At 50.4% G+C, this 16,879-nt stretch carries 13 protein-coding genes and 2 pseudogenes; 8 read left to right on the forward strand and 7 right to left on the reverse strand.

Translation table 11 applies throughout. The annotated features are described in order from the left end of the window. Window positions 1-92 precede the first annotated feature (92 nt). The 6 genes and pseudogenes from sad (at window position 93) to OQV04_RS15795 (ending at window position 7,175) form a co-directional block, all read left to right on the forward strand. Window positions 93-1,481, forward strand: a complete 1,389-nt coding sequence (sad, locus tag OQV04_RS15770) for a succinate-semialdehyde dehydrogenase (RefSeq protein WP_032280882.1) — start codon at window positions 93-95, stop codon at window positions 1,479-1,481. Between the two features lie 63 nt (window positions 1,482-1,544). Next, the gene (gene glsB, locus OQV04_RS15775; protein ID WP_000257409.1) at window positions 1,545-2,471 is read left to right on the forward strand and encodes a glutaminase B; all 927 of its coding nucleotides are present in this window, start codon (window positions 1,545-1,547) and stop codon (window positions 2,469-2,471) included. Beyond that, on the forward strand, window positions 2,471-2,830 hold the full coding sequence (locus OQV04_RS15780) for a DUF4186 domain-containing protein (RefSeq protein WP_001191026.1): 360 nt from the start codon (window positions 2,471-2,473) through the stop codon (window positions 2,828-2,830). The genes glsB and OQV04_RS15780 overlap by 1 nt, the downstream gene beginning before the upstream one ends. Window positions 2,831-2,968: 138 nt before the next feature. Beyond that, window positions 2,969-4,386 (forward strand): annotated as a pseudogene (locus OQV04_RS15785) (sensor domain-containing diguanylate cyclase). Window positions 4,387-4,612: 226 nt separating this feature from the next. Then, the gene (gene uxaB, locus OQV04_RS15790; RefSeq protein WP_000854633.1) at window positions 4,613-6,064 is read left to right on the forward strand and encodes a tagaturonate reductase; all 1,452 of its coding nucleotides are present in this window, start codon (window positions 4,613-4,615) and stop codon (window positions 6,062-6,064) included. A 196-nt stretch (window positions 6,065-6,260) separates the two neighbouring features. Continuing rightward, the gene (locus tag OQV04_RS15795; RefSeq protein ID WP_001313828.1) at window positions 6,261-7,175 is read left to right on the forward strand and encodes a bestrophin family protein; all 915 of its coding nucleotides are present in this window, start codon (window positions 6,261-6,263) and stop codon (window positions 7,173-7,175) included. A 3-nt stretch (window positions 7,176-7,178) separates the two neighbouring features. Here OQV04_RS15795 and tam read toward each other — a convergent pair whose 3' ends face one another. From tam to lsrA, 7 genes and pseudogenes are all read right to left on the reverse strand, one after another. Continuing rightward, on the reverse strand, window positions 7,179-7,937 hold the full coding sequence (tam, locus tag OQV04_RS15800) for a trans-aconitate 2-methyltransferase (protein ID WP_032280881.1): 759 nt from the start codon (window positions 7,935-7,937) through the stop codon (window positions 7,179-7,181). 56 nt (window positions 7,938-7,993) lie between these two features. Beyond that, window positions 7,994-8,284 (reverse strand): (4S)-4-hydroxy-5-phosphonooxypentane-2,3-dione isomerase, encoded by a 291-nt coding sequence (gene lsrG, locus OQV04_RS15805; protein WP_000558527.1) that lies wholly within the window; start codon window positions 8,282-8,284, stop codon window positions 7,994-7,996. Window positions 8,285-8,307: 23 nt separating this feature from the next. Further along, window positions 8,308-9,183 (reverse strand): 3-hydroxy-5-phosphonooxypentane-2,4-dione thiolase, encoded by an 876-nt coding sequence (lsrF, locus tag OQV04_RS15810; RefSeq protein WP_032280880.1) that lies wholly within the window; start codon window positions 9,181-9,183, stop codon window positions 8,308-8,310. Window positions 9,184-9,209: 26 nt separating this feature from the next. Further along, a complete protein-coding gene (gene lsrB / locus OQV04_RS15815; protein WP_032280879.1) occupies window positions 9,210-10,232 on the reverse strand; it encodes an autoinducer 2 ABC transporter substrate-binding protein LsrB in 1,023 nt (340 codons plus the stop codon). Window positions 10,233-10,243: 11 nt separating this feature from the next. After that, a complete protein-coding gene (gene lsrD / locus OQV04_RS15820; RefSeq protein WP_032280878.1) occupies window positions 10,244-11,236 on the reverse strand; it encodes an autoinducer 2 ABC transporter permease LsrD in 993 nt (330 codons plus the stop codon). Beyond that, complete coding sequence (gene lsrC / locus OQV04_RS15825; protein WP_032224016.1) at window positions 11,236-12,264, reverse strand: autoinducer 2 ABC transporter permease LsrC; 1,029 nt, start codon at window positions 12,262-12,264, stop codon at window positions 11,236-11,238. The genes lsrD and lsrC overlap by 1 nt, the downstream gene beginning before the upstream one ends. Further along, window positions 12,258-13,792, reverse strand: a pseudogene (lsrA, locus tag OQV04_RS15830) (autoinducer 2 ABC transporter ATP-binding protein LsrA). Before lsrA ends, lsrC begins: the two are co-directional and overlap by 7 nt. A gap of 248 nt (window positions 13,793-14,040) precedes the next feature. Here lsrA and lsrR point away from each other — a divergent pair. Together lsrR and lsrK are read left to right on the forward strand one after the other, a co-directional pair. Further along, complete coding sequence (gene lsrR / locus OQV04_RS15835; RefSeq protein WP_032280877.1) at window positions 14,041-14,994, forward strand: transcriptional regulator LsrR; 954 nt, start codon at window positions 14,041-14,043, stop codon at window positions 14,992-14,994. Between the two features lie 78 nt (window positions 14,995-15,072). Then, on the forward strand, window positions 15,073-16,665 hold the full coding sequence (lsrK, locus tag OQV04_RS15840; protein ID WP_101969402.1) for an autoinducer-2 kinase: 1,593 nt from the start codon (window positions 15,073-15,075) through the stop codon (window positions 16,663-16,665). Window positions 16,666-16,879 lie beyond the last annotated feature (214 nt).

The raw sequence follows: 16,879 nt of genomic DNA on the forward strand, positions 1-16,879 counted from the left end.
CGATTCGTGAATAAGTGGCTTAATATTATTCATTTTAAAGCAAGAGTAAATCTGCGTATCTTCATACCATGACTCATAAAGGAGATACCCCGATGACCATTACTCCGGCAACTCATGCAATTTCGATAAATCCTGCCACGGGTGAACAACTTTCTGTGTTGCCGTGGGCTGGCGCTGATGATATCGAAAACGCACTTCAGCTGGCGGCAGCAGGCTTTCGTGACTGGCGCGAGACAAATATAGATTATCGTGCTGAAAAACTGCGTGATATCGGTAAGGCTCTGCGCGCCCGTAGCGAAGAAATGGCGCAAATGATCACCCGCGAAATGGGCAAACCAATCAACCAGGCGCGCGCTGAAGTGGCGAAATCGGCGAATTTGTGTGACTGGTATGCAGAACATGGTCCGGCAATGCTGAAGGCGGAACCTACGCTGGTGGAAAATCAGCAGGCAGTTATTGAGTATCGACCGTTGGGGACGATTCTGGCGATTATGCCGTGGAATTTTCCGTTATGGCAGGTGATGCGTGGCGCTGTTCCCATCATTCTTGCTGGTAACGGTTACTTACTTAAACATGCGCCGAATGTGATGGGCTGTGCTCAGCTCATTGCCCAGGTGTTTAAAGATGCGGGAATCCCACAAGGCGTATATGGCTGGCTGAATGCCCACAACGACGGTGTCAGTCAGATGATTAAAGACTCGCGCATTGCTGCTGTCACGGTGACCGGAAGTGTTCGTGCGGGAGCGGCTATTGGTGCACAGGCTGGAGCGGCACTGAAAAAATGCGTACTGGAACTGGGCGGTTCGGATCCATTTATTGTGCTTAACGATGCCGATCTGGAACTGGCGGTTAAAGCGGCGGTAGCCGGACGTTATCAGAATACCGGACAGGTTTGTGCAGCGGCAAAACGCTTTATTATCGAAGAGGGAATTGCTTCGGCATTTACCGAACGTTTTGTGGCAGCTGCGGCAGCCTTGAAAATGGGCGATCCCCGTGACGAAGATAACGCTCTCGGACCAATGGCTCGTTTCGATTTACGTGATGAGCTGCATCATCAGGTGGAGAAAACCCTGGCGCAAGGTGCGCGTTTGTTACTGGGCGGGGAAAAGATGGCTGGGGCAGGTAACTACTATCCGCCAACGGTTCTGGCGAATGTTACCCCAGAAATGACCGCGTTTCGGGAAGAAATGTTTGGCCCCGTTGCGGCAATCACCATTGCGAAAGATGCAGAACATGCGCTGGCACTGGCTAATGATAGTGAGTTCGGCCTTTCAGCGACCATTTTTACCACCGACGAAACACAGGCCAGACAGATGGCGGCACGTCTGGAATGCGGTGGGGTGTTTATCAATGGTTATTGTGCCAGCGACGCGCGAGTGGCCTTTGGTGGCGTGAAAAAGAGTGGCTTTGGTCGTGAGCTTTCCCATTTCGGCTTACACGAATTCTGTAATATCCAGACGGTGTGGAAAGACCGGATCTGACGCGACATATTCAGCTCTGATATACTCGCAGGTCTTTTCAGACCTGCGGTCCAGGAGTAGAAAGTGGCAGTCGCCATGGATAATGCAATTTTAGAAAACATCTTGCGGCAAGTCCGGCCGCTCATTGGTCAGGGTAAAGTCGCGGATTATATCCCAGCGCTGGCTACGGTAGACGGTTCCCGATTGGGCATTGCTATCTGTACCGTTGACGGACAGCTTTTTCAGGCCGGAGACGCGCAAGAACGTTTTTCCATTCAGTCTATTTCTAAAGTGCTGAGTCTCGTTGTCGCCATGCGTCATTACTCCGAAGAGGAAATCTGGCAACGCGTCGGCAAAGATCCGTCTGGATCACCGTTCAATTCTTTAGTGCAACTGGAAATGGAGCAGGGTATTCCGCGTAATCCGTTTATTAATGCCGGTGCGCTGGTGGTCTGCGATATGTTGCAAGGGCGATTAAGCGCACCACGGCAACGTATGCTGGAAGTCGTGCGCGGCTTAAGCGGTGTGTCTGATATTTCCTACGATACGGTGGTAGCGCGTTCCGAATTTGAACATTCCGCGCGAAATGCGGCTATCGCCTGGCTGATGAAGTCGTTTGGCAATTTCCATCATGACGTGACAACCGTTCTGCAAAACTACTTTCATTACTGCGCTCTGAAAATGAGCTGTGTAGAGCTGGCCCGGACGTTTGTCTTTCTGGCTAATCAGGGGAAAGCTATTCATATTGATGAACCAGTGGTGACGCCAATGCAGGCGCGGCAAATTAACGCGCTGATGGCGACCAGTGGTATGTACCAGAACGCGGGGGAGTTTGCCTGGCGGGTGGGACTACCGGCGAAATCTGGCGTTGGGGGCGGTATTGTGGCGATTGTTCCGCATGAAATGGCCATCGCAGTCTGGAGTCCGGAACTGGATGATGCAGGTAACTCGCTTGCGGGCATTGCCGTCCTTGAACAATTGACGAAACAGTTAGGGCGTTCGGTTTATTAATGCAGTCTCTCGATCCACTCTTCGCGCGTTTATCCCGTTCAAAATTTCGATCTCGCTTTCGTTTGGGCATGAAAGAGCGTCAGTATTGTCTGGAGAAAGGCGCGCCAGTCATCGAACAACATGCGGCGGATTTTGTCGCTAAACGTCTTGCTCCGGCATTACCGGCTAATGACGGTAAGCAAACCCCCATGCGCGGGCATCCGGTGTTTATCGCTCAGCACGCCACCGCGACCTGCTGTCGCGGTTGTCTGGCTAAGTGGCATAACATTCCGCAGGGTGTTTCGTTAAGCGAAGAACAACAACGTTATATCGTGGCGGTAATCTATCACTGGCTGGTTGTACAGATGAATCAGCTATGAGAATTGCGGAAAACGATAAAATAGCATTCCCAGGGTACCTTTATTTGCCGCCGCTGTCAGCGAACATGCTATCCTTTATGAGAATTTACTTATTACGTTGAGATAATTGCCACCCGCAATTGTATGGACAGATAATTAATGCATGTACACCCCATTTCAACTTTCCGTTTGTTCCAGGAAGGTCATCTGCTACGTAATAGCATCGCTATTTTTGCGCTAACCACGCTGTTCTATTTTATTGGTGCAGAGTTACGGCTGGTTCACGAACTTTCTCTTTTCTGGCCCTGAATGGCGTAATGGCGGGGGTGTTTGCCCGCTATGTCTGGCTTAATCGACTGCATTACTACGCGATCAGTTATGTGGCGATGCTGGTTTATGATGCCATAACCACCGAATGGGGACTGGTTTCACTGGCTATCAATTTCTCCAATATGATGTTTATTGTTACCGTCGCCTTACTGGTCGTGCGGGATAAGCGTCTGGGGAAAAATAAGTATGAGCCAGTAAGTGCCTTACGGCTATTTAATTACTGTCTGATTGCCGCATTATTATGCGCTATTGTCGGGGCGATTGGTTCGGTCAGTATTGATAGTCTGGATTTCTGGCCTTTGCTTGCGGACTGGTTCAGTGAGCAATTCTCAACGGGCGTGTTGATCGTGCCTTGTATGCTGACGTTGGCTATTCCTGGAGTGCTGCCGCGCTTTAAAGCAGAACAGATGATGCCCGCCATCGCGCTTATTGTGTCGGTTATTGCCTCGGTAGTCATTGGTGGAGCGGGGAGTCTGGCGTTCCCGCTGCCTGCATTAATCTGGTGTGCAGTGCGCTATACGCCGCAGGTAACATGTCTGTTGACCTTTGTCACCGGTGCGGTGGAAATCGTACTGGTGGCTAATTCGGTGATTGATATCTCGGTCGGTTCGCCGTTCTCCATTCCGGAAATGTTCTCCGCACGTCTCGGTATTGCCACGATGGCGATATGCCCAATTATGGTTTCTTTTAGCGTGGCAGCGATCAATTCGCTAATGAAGCAAGTTGCGCTGCGAGCCGACTTTGATTTTCTGACTCAGGTTTACTCACGGTCCGGTCTTTATGAGGCGCTGAAAAGTCCATCGCTGAAACAGACACAACATCTGACTGTCATGCTGCTTGATATCGACTATTTCAAAAGTATTAACGATAACTATGGACATGAATGTGGCGATAAAGTGTTAAGCGTGTTTGCCCGGCATATCCAGAAGATTGTCGGTGATAAGGGGCTGGTGGCGCGAATGGGCGGCGAAGAATTTGCTGTTGCAGTGCCGTCGGTGAATCCTGTCGATGGTCTGCTAATGGCGGAAAAAATCCGTAAAGGCGTTGAACTGCAACCATTCACCTGGCAACAAAAAACGCTTTATCTCACGGTAAGTATTGGCGTCGGTAGTGGTCGCGCATCGTACCGAACGCTGACCGATGACTTTAATAAATTGATGGTCGAAGCCGATACGTGTCTGTATCGCTCGAAGAAAGATGGGCGCAACCGTACCAGCACTATGCGTTACGGTGAGGAAGTTGTCTGACATCTTTATTCATTCAGAGCGATTTGAATGCAATGTGTTCTACCACTTTATGATCCAGGAAAAGGCGTATTTCCTCGATTAAACCATGATCCGCGCCACACTTTTCTCATAAAACTGCTCATTAATCATCAGGAGTTGATCAAAACAGGGGTTCGGCGTATTAAAGTTTGCTAACCTGTCGTACCAATTCAAACAGGTTGTATGACTAATCAGAAGGGAACCCATTGTGAAAACACTAAATCGTCGCGATTTTCCCGGTGCACAGTATCCAGAACGTATCATTCAGTTTGGTGAAGGTAACTTCCTGCGCGCCTTTGTTGACTGGCAAATAGATCTCCTGAATGAGCACACCGATCTGAATTCTGGTGTGGTCGTTGTTCGTCCGATTGAAACTTCATTCCCGCCGTCACTGAGCACGCAGGATGGTCTGTACACCACCATTATCCGTGGCCTGAATGAGAAGGGGGAAGCGGTCAGCGACGCGCGTCTGATTCGCTCTGTTAATCGTGAAATCAGCGTCTACAGTGAATACGATGAATTCCTGAAACTGGCGCACAACCCGGAAATGCGCTTTGTTTTCTCTAACACCACCGAAGCGGGTATCAGCTACCATGCGGGCGATAAATTCGATGACGCGCCAGCGGTAAGTTATCCGGCAAAACTGACCCGTCTGCTGTTCGAACGTTTTAGCCATTTCAACGGTGCGCTGGATAAAGGTTGGATCATCATCCCGTGTGAGTTGATCGACTACAATGGCGACGCGTTGCGTGAACTGGTGCTGCGCTATGCGCAAGAGTGGGCACTGCCAGAAGCATTTATTCAATGGCTGGATCAGGCTAACAGCTTCTGTTCTACGCTGGTGGACCGTATCGTTACCGGTTATCCGCGTGATGAAGTGGCTAAACTGGAAGAAGAACTGGGTTATCACGATGGTTTCCTCGACACCGCTGAACACTTTTACCTGTTTGTGATTCAGGGACCGAAATCCTTAGCGACCGAGCTGCGTCTGGACAAATATCCGCTCAACGTGCTGATTGTTGACGATATTAAACCGTATAAAGAACGCAAAGTGGCAATACTCAACGGTGCACACACCGCGTTGGTGCCGGTGGCGTTCCAGGCAGGGCTGGATACCGTAGGTGAAGCGATGAACGATGCTGAAATTTGCGCATTCGTTGAAAAAGCCATCTACGAAGAAATTATTCCGGTTCTGGATTTGCCTCGCGATGAACTGGAGTCTTTCGCCAGTGCAGTCACCGGGCGTTTCCGTAACCCGTACATCAAGCATCAGCTGCTGTCTATCGCGCTCAACGGTATGACCAAGTTCCGTACCCGCATCCTGCCGCAGCTACTGGCAGGGCAGAAGGCAAACGGCACACTTCCGGCGCGCCTTACTTTCGCATTAGCGGCATTGATTGCGTTCTATCGCGGTGAGCGTAACGGAGAAACATATCCGGTACAGGACGATGCACACTGGCTGGAACGTTATCAGCAACTCTGGAGCCAGCATCGTGACCGTGTTATCGGTACCCAGGAACTGGTTGCGATTGTGTTGGCAGAAAAAGACCACTGGGAGCAGGACCTGACGCAAGTGCCTGGTCTGGTCGAGCAGGTTGCTAATGACCTGGATGCGATTCTTGAAAAAGGGATGCGCGAAGCTGTACGTCCGTTGTGCTAATACTCTGAACCCGGTTTCGACCGGGTTTCTTATTTCATTATATTAGTTACAACATCCTATGAGCCTTTATCATTAACAGGTGCCACATGCAGCGCCTGTTAATGTTGTAATTTTGTAGGTGATTTGTAAGTAGCGTCTTGAGAATGTGATCGTAATCACGTTTAATAGGGCGACTTTTCCACGCCTGAAGATAACCATGATTGTTCGTCCACAACAACACTGGCTGCGCCGTATTTTTGTCTGGCACGGTTCAGTATTATCCAAGATATCCTCGCGCTTACTACTCAATTTTCTCTTTTCTATCGCTGTTATTTTCATGCTGCCCTGGTACACGCATTTGGGCATTAAATTCACCCTCGCACCGTTCAGCATTCTCGGTGTCGCCATCGCCATTTTTCTTGGTTTTCGTAATAATGCCGGTTACGCCCGTTACGTTGAAGCGCGAAAACTTTGGGGGCAGTTGATGATTGCCTCGCGGTCGTTACTGCGCGAGGTAAAAACGACATTGCCGGATTCGGCAAGTGTAAGGGAGTTTGCCCGGCTGCAAATCGCCTTCGCTCACTGTTTACGCATGACATTACGCAAACAGCCACAGGCGGAAGTGCTGGCTCATTATCTCAAGACTGAAGATCTTCAGCGTGTACTGGCTTCGAACTCTCCAGCTAACCGTATCTTGTTAATAATGGGAGAATGGTTGGCGGTTCAGCGCCGCAATGGACAGCTTTCAGATATCCTGTTTATTAGCCTCAACGATCGGCTTAACGATATTTCAGCGGTTCTGGCAGGCTGCGAGCGCATTGCCTACACGCCAATTCCCTTTGCCTACACCCTGATTTTGCATCGTACCGTTTATCTGTTTTGTATCATGCTGCCGTTCGCACTGGTCGTGGACCTGCATTACATGACGCCTTTTATCTCTGTGCTGATTTCCTACACTTTTATTTCGCTGGATTGTCTGGCGGAAGAACTGGAAGATCCGTTCGGTACTGAAAACAATGATTTACCACTGGATGCCATCTGCAACGCTATTGAAATTGACCTCTTACAGATGAACGATGAAGCCGAAATTCCAGCAAAAATTCTTCCCGATCGCCATTACCAACTGACGTGATATTTACTCCGTACGGCGGGCAACAATAAACAGACGCGGAAATGCCAGCAGTATCTGTCCGTTCTCTTGCAGTGGATACTGCTCTTCCAACATCTGATGGTAGCGCGTAAGAAAAAGCTGCTGTTCGCTCTCGGTCAGATCCTGTAACCACGGACGTAATCCAGTGGCGGTCACCCAATCGATAATCGCCTGGTGCGACGGCATCTGGTGATAGTAGGTGGTTCGCCAGATATCGACCTCACATCCGGCTTCGCTCAAAATATCGTAGTAAGCATGAACGCCAGCCAACGGCTCACGCCCGCGATCCGGGTAGTTTTGTTCCCAGGCAACTTCGCGCATGAGCACATGGGTCGGCTCCAGCCAGTTATCTGGCATCTGTACTGCCAGCACGCCCTGCGGATTAAGTAAAGAAACCAAGTGAGGAAACAATTCGTAGTGGTCGGGCAGCCATTGCAGTGAGGCATTAGCAAAAATCAGATCGAGTGTCTGTTCCGGTTGCCAGTTGCGGATATCTGCTTCCACAAACTGGCAGTCTGGCAAAGCACTGCGCGCTTCGGCAATCATCGCCGGAGACGAGTCGATGCCCGTTATCCTGGCAGCAGGCCAACGTTGTTGTAGAAGGGCGGTGCTGTTACCTGGGCCACAGCCAAGATCGGCAACGTATTCGATATTCTCCAGCGGCACTCTGGCAAGCAGCTCCACCGCCGGACGCGATCGTTCAGCGGCAAAGTGCAGATATAAAGAGGGGTTCCAGTCAGACATTTATTTACTCCCGTCAGCGCGTTACCCCAATTGTAGATAAAACTGATAAATTCGCCTCACGGCATCAACCCATTGAACAGACGTTTTTTACGCGGCCCGGTCATTAAAGATTCCAGTTTCGCGACACAGGTTTTGTAGTGAGGCGTGGTTTTATGGAATGCCACTGCGTCTTCATCTTTATAGGCTTCGTAGATATAAAAGCGCGAATTCACTTCCGGGTCCTGTAAGACATCGAAGCGCAAATTGCCTTCTTCCTGTACAGAGCCCAGGTGGTTCTGGCGAAAAACTTCGATAAACTCGTCAACCTTGTCTTCATGAACGTTAATTTCAACCAGTGTGACGTGCATAATTCTTCTCCTTAAATCCGCAGTTACTGTTTTTCACTCAGATAGAGTTCATATGCCCGATCAGCCGTTTCGTTATGGTGTACCACCGCCTGTACGGCTTTCATCATTGCCACCGGATGGTCAGACTGGAAAATATTACGCCCCATATCCACACCAGAAGCGCCCTGATCGATAGCCTGCCAGCACATTTCCAGCGCCTCGCGCTCCGGTAATTTTTTACCGCCAGCAATAACAATGGGTACCGGACATCCGGCAACAATCCGTTCAAAACCTTTTTCGACATAATAGGTTTTGATAATTAGCGCCCCCATTTCAGCGGCTATTCGAGTCGCGAGCGAGAAATAACGCTGATCGCGCACCATATCTTTGCCCACGCCTGTCACGGCCATGGTCGGCATTCCCACTTTCATTCCGGCATCGACCAGCTGAATAATATTTTTGATCGACTGATGTTCATATTCGCTTCCGATATAAACCTGCGCCGCCACCGCGCAACTGTTCAGGCGCACGGCGTCATCCATCGATAACGCCACGGCTTCATTACTTAATTCCGCCAGAATAGAGTTCGCACCTGACGCCCGCAGTACCACCGGCCTATTGGTCGCAGGGGGAACTACGCTGCGCAAAATGCCGCGCGTACACATTAATACATCGGCATGTTCAAACAGCGGGGCGATATTTATATCAATGCGTTCAAGTCCGGTAGTCGGTCCCTGAAAATAACCATGGTCAAAAGCCAGCATCACGGTTTTACCCGTTTTCGGATTAAATATCCGCGATAAGCGTGACTGCATTCCCCAATCCAGCGCACCGCAACCTTTCAGGGTAAAAGGGATATTTTTTTGCGGTTGATCGGTACGAAAATCTTTACCATCTTTAATATCGTCTAAATCTGCCATAACTTACTCCGGTTAAGTAATGTACATCAGAAATCGTATTTGCCGATATTCTCTTTGTTGAATATCACGCGCTCCGGTAACAGTACGATGCCATTACCATCCGCTTCGTAGTCATAGCCCTGGACGCTGTTTGGCGAGACTTCCACCTGACCTACGCCCTGAATATCCAGCTTGTCGCCCGTTTTCATTGATCCTTTTTTCAATAATGCATCCGCGACATAAACTGAAATTTTGCCTTGCTGAACCACATCCCACAGGCCAAATTCTTTCACCGTGCCGCGTTCCACATATGGACGCATCACGTTTGGCGTACTGAATCCGACAATCGCAACTTTGTCATTTTTCAGGTTTTCTGCGGCTTGTGCGGCAGCGGGCAGGGCATTGGCATCGGGGGCGATAATGGCGTCGAGATCGCTATACGCTTTTAATATTCCTTCTGCGGTTTGTAACGATTTAGTGGCATCGTTATAGCCAAACTGCGTAGTGACAATTTCCCAGCCAGGATGCTCTTTGGCGATTTTCGCTTTCGCTTCTTTCACCCACTGGTTTTGGTCCGTAACGGTGGGGCTTGAGTAGAAAAACGCGACTTTGGCTTTGTCTTTATTCACCTGACGCGCCGCCATATCCACCAACATACCTCCCAACTGGGCGGGAGTTCCCTGATTAATGTAGTAAGAGCGGCACTCCGGTTTAGTATCAGAGTCCCAGGTCAGCACTCTCACACCACGTTGCATGGCGCGTTTCAGTGCCGGACACAAGCCATCAGGCGAAACCGCAGAAACGATAATGGCGTTATAACCTTGATTGACGAAGTTATTAATCAACTGTACCTGACTAGAAACACTGGGTTCTGTCGGCCCGTCGTAGGTCACATCAACGCCCAGCTCTTTACCCGCTTGTTGTGCGCCGTTGCCACCGCTGGTAAAAAATCCCACGCCAACCAGTTTGGGAATAAATGCAATACGCTCTGCGGCCTGCACATTCATAGAGATTGCGGCAATGCCAAGAGCGCTAAGTAAGGCGATTTTCTTAAAGCGATGAAGTGTCATGAAGATATCCTTTATGGCAATGGGTTATTGGCCCGACGCGCCAGCCACTCTTTAATTTGCTGGCGATGCAGGCTAACGGAACGACCTACGACAACGACGATAAGTAGCGCACCGGAAAGGGCGCTGGACACCTGATTTGGCACTCCTGCCATTTGCAAACCTTGTTGCAAATATCCCACTAATAAAACCGCAATGGCGGTGCCGATAATGGAACCGGAACCACCATAAATATTGGCACCGCCAAGCACCACGGCGGTGATGGCGGGCATCAGAAACGACGCACCGAGATCGGAACGTGCTGAACCAAAATACGACACCAGCAGCACAGCGGCGACCGCAGACGCCAGCCCCGTCATGGCATAGAGCGCACATAAGGTGCGGTTAACTGGAATCGCGCTATAAAGCGCCACGCGCGGGCTTTGCCCAATCAAAAACACATTACGTCCGGCATGGGTTTTATGCAGCCAGAGCCAGAAAACGAGGAGACATATCAGGAAGATAATCAGCGGAACGGGGAGCCCCAACACATCCAGGTTAGCGAAATCTGTAAACGCCATCGGGAATCCACCAATACCTTCGTACCCCGTCGCTCCGGCCATCCCGGAAAGCAGCAGGGCGCTTCCGGCAAACAGATACAGCGTGCCAAGCGTAATCACCAGCGGGTTAACTTTGGTATAGATAATTAATCCGGCGTTGATCAGCCCGCACAATGCGCCGAGCAGTAAGGTCAGAAGAATCGCCAGCGGCATCGGCACACCACTTTGAAACAGCACGCCCAATGCAATGGCGCAGAGGCCGATGGTCGAACCAAACGAAATATCGATCCCGCCACTGACAATCACCATCGTCAACGGTAGGGCGACAATGCCAATGCAGATAAAATCACTGGTGCTGAACAGCAACATATTGAGGTCTAACATCCGCGGGTTAGTTGCACCAAATGCGACAATCTCAATTACGAGCAGTGCGGCAAGAGCCAGTTCCCAACCGTAGCGAATACGCATTATGCAGCCTCCCGTTTTTTACCTGACGAAGCGGGTTTAACGGATGGCGGTGGCGTCATAAAGCGGGCATATTTTTGCCGCCGCAGATTACGTTCCAGCGCGCAACGCAGGCGTCCATCAAACACCAGCACCGCCAGCAGCACGAGGCCCGCGATAAAATCGTTCCACCATGCCGGAATGCGCAACAGCACCAGTACACTATCGATCTGCGTCAGGAACCATGCGCCGAGTACCGCACCGATGATCGCACCGGAACCGCCGAGCAAACTAATGCCGCCCAGCACGCAGGCTGCAATTGCTTTCATCTCCAGCCCGGTACCGGTCTGGTTGGGGATAAAACCAATCTGCGAAGCAAACACAATTCCCGCCAGTGCCGCCATGCAGCCGTTCAACGAAAATGCCACAATGCGAATGGCTTCCGTACGAACGCCCAGTTGACGAGCGCCCTGTAAATTATCGCCTGTGGCATAAAAACTGCGTCCAAACGCCGTCTTTGCCAGCAGCCAGGCAATAAATGCCACCAGAATTATCGTCAACCAACCAATCGCGGAAACGCCAAACAGTAGCGGGGCGGAGAGTTGTTTCAGTTCGGCGGGTAACCCTTCAATCCATTTACCGCCAGTCCACAGCAACATGATGCCTCTGTACAACCCTAACGTGCCAAGGGTGGCAACAATGGCAGGGATCTTTAGCCACGCGACCAGGACACCGTTGAAAAATCCCGCGAGCAAACCAAGCAGTAAAGTCGCGACACAGGCAACAGGTAGTGAATATCCTGCGTTCAGTAACATCCCCAACAGCACCGCGCACATTCCGGTAATCGAACCCACTGAAACATCAATATTGCGCGTAAGCATTACCAGCGTCGCGCCCATTGCCAGCAGGATCAGGATTTGCGCGCTGCTATAAACCATGGTCAGCGTTTGCACACTTAAATACTGGCGGTCGAGAAAACCGGGTAATACAAACAGCAGCACCACCGCCAGCAGTGCCGTGATTTCACGGTTGTTCTGAATAAACTTCAGCATGACGCCTCCTGACGCTGACTATCGCCGAAGGCAACGCGCATAATAGTCTCGACATTAATATCGCGCCCGGTCAGTGCAGAGTGGGTAATTTCGCCCTGATGCATCACATACACACGATCTGCCATCAGTTCGATCTCTTCCAGATCAGAGGAGATAAGCAGCACAGCCACATTCTGTGCGGCGATGCTGCGCAACAGTTGGTAGATATCATTACGCGCCGAGACATCCACGCCGCGCGTCGGCTCATCGACAATCAATACTTGCGGCGAAGCTTCCAGGCATTTGGCAATCAGGATTTTTTGCTGGTTACCACCGGATAATGTCCGTGCAGCTTGTTCCGGTTGGTTATATTTAATATTCAGCGCCCGACGATAACGTTCCAGGGTGGCATTATCTTTCGCGGTTTTCGCCCAGAATCCACGAAGGTTATGAGTAAGGGCGCAGACGTTCCAGGCCAGCGAAGCATCGAGATTCAGTCCGGATGACTGGCGATCTTCCGGCAGATAAACCAGACCGCGCAGTAAACGTTCTCCAGTGGATAATCTATTGATCTCTTTATCATTCAGCATAATGCGTCCGCCACGCAAAGTACGTAGACCATAGAGCGTCTCGGCCAGTTCTGTGCGTCCGGCACCCACCAGCCCAGCCAGACCCAGAATTTCTCCGGCATTTAGCGTCAGGCTGACATTCCTGAAACCTTCGCCAGTCAGATTTTCCAGTGTCAGCACCGACGTTCCTGCGGCATGTTGTGGGCGGTTGCCAGGTAACTCCAGCCATAATTTTTGGCTGGCAGAGAGCGATTTTCCCGTACCGCTGGGGTGATGGCCTGAATAATGTCGTCGGTAGACAGTTCGCTGGTTTTGCCGCTTAAGGCGATGGTTCCGTCGCGCATCACGCTAATTCGATCGGCAATCTGGCGAATTTCCGGCAGCTTATGCGAGATAAAAACAATACCCACGCCAGTAGCAAGCAGCTCTTGCAAGCGACTAAACAAGCGTTCGGTTTCCGCAGGGGTAAGCGAGGCGGTAGGTTCATCGAGGATCAGAATCCGCGAGTCGCGCATCAGCCCGCGGAGGATTTCCACCATTTGGCGATCGGCGACATCCAGCGATCCTGCCAGACTATGCAGATCAAACTGGCAGCCCAGCGCCGCCAGCAAGTTCTTCATTTTCTGCATGGAGAGCTGTTTTTTTGCCAGCCCAAACAGGATGTTTTCTTTTATCGACAGGCTTGGGAAAAGCAGCGGTTCCTGGGGAACGAGATAAATACCCAGCTGATGAGCATGAACTGGCGTTAATCTGACGTAGTTGTTGCCCCCAATCTCCAGCGTACCGCTATCAGCAGGGGTAATACCGGCAATAATCTTCATTAACGTCGATTTACCGGCACCATTGCCGCCGAACAGGGCGTGGACCTCCCCCTGGTGCAACGTAAAATCGATGCCTTTCAGGACATTAACCCCTGAATACTGTTTATAAACCGAGCGGGCGCAAAGTAGCGGTAACGCGCGGGTATCACTCGTTTGCATATTTCCCCCGTTCAGTTTTGCAGGTGAGTTTTGAACAAATGTATTTCTGCTTTTAATTTGTTCATAACCTTAGGTGGACATTGCACATATTTCCGACGAATAGATCACAATTTATGCTATTTTGATTTTCACGGTTGCGTTTGTTCATGCTCGTAGAGTCAAACTGTGGTTGCCATCACAGATATAAATGCGCAAGAACTGAACAATTGCATTAAAGATTTAAATATGTTCAAAGTGAAGAATGAATTATGACAATCAACGATTCGGTAATTTCAGAACAGGGAATGTGTGAAGAAGAACAGGTCGCGCGGATCGCGTGGTTTTACTACCACGACGGGCTGACCCAGAGTGAGATCAGCGATCGTCTCGGCCTGACCCGTTTGAAAGTGTCGCGATTACTGGAGAAAGGGCATCAGTCCGGCATCATTCGCGTGCAGATTAATTCTCGCTTTGAAGGCTGTCTGGAATATGAAACACAATTACGTCGTCAGTTTTCGCTGCAACATGTCCGAGTGATCCCTGGGCTTGCCGATGCTGATGTCGGCGGGCGACTGGGGATAGGCGCGGCGCATATGTTGATGAGTTTACTTCAACCACAACAGATGCTGGCGATTGGTTTTGGCGAGGCAACCATGAATACGCTGCAACGCTTAAGTGGTTTTATTTCGTCACAGCAAATTCGCCTGGTCACGCTCTCCGGTGGCGTCGGTTCTTATATGACGGGTATCGGGCAGCTTAACGCGGCGTGCAGTGTGAATATTATTCCGGCTCCGTTGCGGGCATCCTCCGCTGACATTGCCCGTACGCTAAAAAATGAAAATTGCGTCAAAGATGTTCTGTTAGCCGCGCAAGCAGCGGATGTGGCGATTGTCGGCATTGGGGCCGTGAGTCAACAAGACGACGCGACGATCATTCGCTCCGGTTATATCAGCCAGGGCGAACAGTTAATGATTGGCCGAAAAGGGGCGGTTGGCGACATTTTAGGCTACTTTTTTGATGCAAAAGGTGACGCTGTCACGGATATTAAAATACATAACGAACTGATTGGTTTACCTTTAAGCGCGCTGAAGACCATACCCGTCCGGGTTGGCGTGGCAGGGGGAGAAAATAAAGCCGAAGCAATTGCCGCTGCAATGAAAGGCGGTTATATCAACGCACTGGTTACCGATCAGGACACAGCAGCGGCGATTTTACGTAGTTAAATTTGCATGACCTTATTACCGGGAATGATGGAGAACGTATAGAGGAACAGACAGAACGCATAAGCCGAGGATAATCTAATGGCTCGACTCTTTACCCCTTCAGAATCAAAGTATTACCTGATGGCGCTGGATGCAGGCACCGGAAGTATTCGGGCTGTGATATTCGACCTGGAAGGCAATCAAATAGCAGTGGGACAGGCGGAGTGGCGGCATCTGGCAGTACCGGACGTTCCTGGTTCTATGGAATTTGATCTCAACAAAAACTGGCAACTGGCGTGTGAGTGTATGCGCCAGGCGCTGCACAACGCCGGCATAGCCCCGGAGTATATCGCTGCCGTTTCGGCATGTTCGATGCGTGAAGGCATTGTTTTATATAACAATGAAGGAACACCGATCTGGGCCTGCGCCAATGTGGATGCCAGAGCTGCGCGCGAAGTTAGCGAACTTAAAGAACTGCACAACAATACCTTTGAAAACGAAGTTTATCGCGCGACCGGACAAACGCTGGCTTTAAGTGCCATCCCCAGATTACTTTGGCTGGCGCACCATCGTTCCGATATTTACCGTCAGGCATCAACCATCACCATGATCAGCGACTGGCTGGCCTATATGCTCAGCGGCGAACTTGCGGTGGATCCCTCTAACGCTGGCACCACGGGACTTCTTGATCTAACCATCCGTGACTGGAAACCTGCATTGCTGGATATGGCTGGCCTGCGTGCCGATATTCTTTCTCCTGTCAAAGAAACCGGCACATTGCTGGGCGTGGTAAGTTCACAAGCGGCGGAACTCTGCGGTCTGAAGGCGGGCACTCCGGTGTTCGTGGGAGGAGGCGACGTGCAGCTTGGTTGCCTGGGGTTAGGCGTTGTGCGTCCGGCACAAACCGCGGTTCTTGGCGGCACATTCTGGCAGCAAGTTGTAAACTTAGCCGCGCCGGTGACAGACCCAGAAATGAACGTGCGCGTTAATCCCCATGTTATTCCTGGCATGGTACAAGCTGAATCTATAAGCTTTTTTACCGGACTCACCATGCGCTGGTTCCGCGATGCTTTCTGTGCCGAAGAAAAACTGATTGCCGAACGTTTAGGCATCGACACCTATACGCTGCTGGAAGAGATGGCCAGTCGGGTGCCGCCTGGGTCGTGGGGCGTAATGCCGATATTCTCCGACAGAATGCGCTTTAAAACCTGGTATCACGCCGCACCTTCCTTTATTAACTTATCCATTGACCCGGATAAATGTAACAAAGCGACATTGTTTCGTGCGCTGGAAGAAAATGCGGCGATTGTATCAGCGTGTAACTTGCAGCAAATTGCTGATTTCTCGAATATTCATCCTTCATCGTTAGTCTTTGCAGGCGGAGGTTCAAAAGGGAAATTATGGAGTCAAATTCTCGCTGATGTCTCGGGATTACCCGTCAATATTCCGGTGGTCAAAGAAGCCACTGCATTAGGATGTGCCATTGCAGCTGGCGTCGGTGCCGGAATTTTTTCATCAATGGCAGAAACCGGAGAACGCCTGGTTCGCTGGGAACGGACGCACACACCAGACCCGGAAAAGCATGAACTTTATCAGGATTCACGCGATAAGTGGCAGGCAGTTTATCAGGATCAGCTGGGGCTGGTTGATCATGGACTGACGACGTCGTTATGGAAAGCGCCTGGGTTATAGTTTCATTGACAGCCACATCATGATGACCGTGGCTGTTAGTTTTTGAGTATAGTTATTCTTATTTCCCTTCTTTTAGAACTGGCTTGTTAAATGCCAGCTTGCAGATTCATCCTTCCATCACCAGTAATATATTCAAGGGGAAATTGCTATTTTTCTTAAAGCATTAAGCATAACCCTTATTTTATAACGAATATTCCTAAAGACATTAATGGAT

Origin of the sequence: Escherichia sp. Lx600-2 (assembly GCF_036662595.1) — a bacterium.
In the GTDB taxonomy this organism is placed as follows: Bacteria; Pseudomonadota; Gammaproteobacteria; order Enterobacterales; family Enterobacteriaceae; genus Escherichia; species Escherichia coli.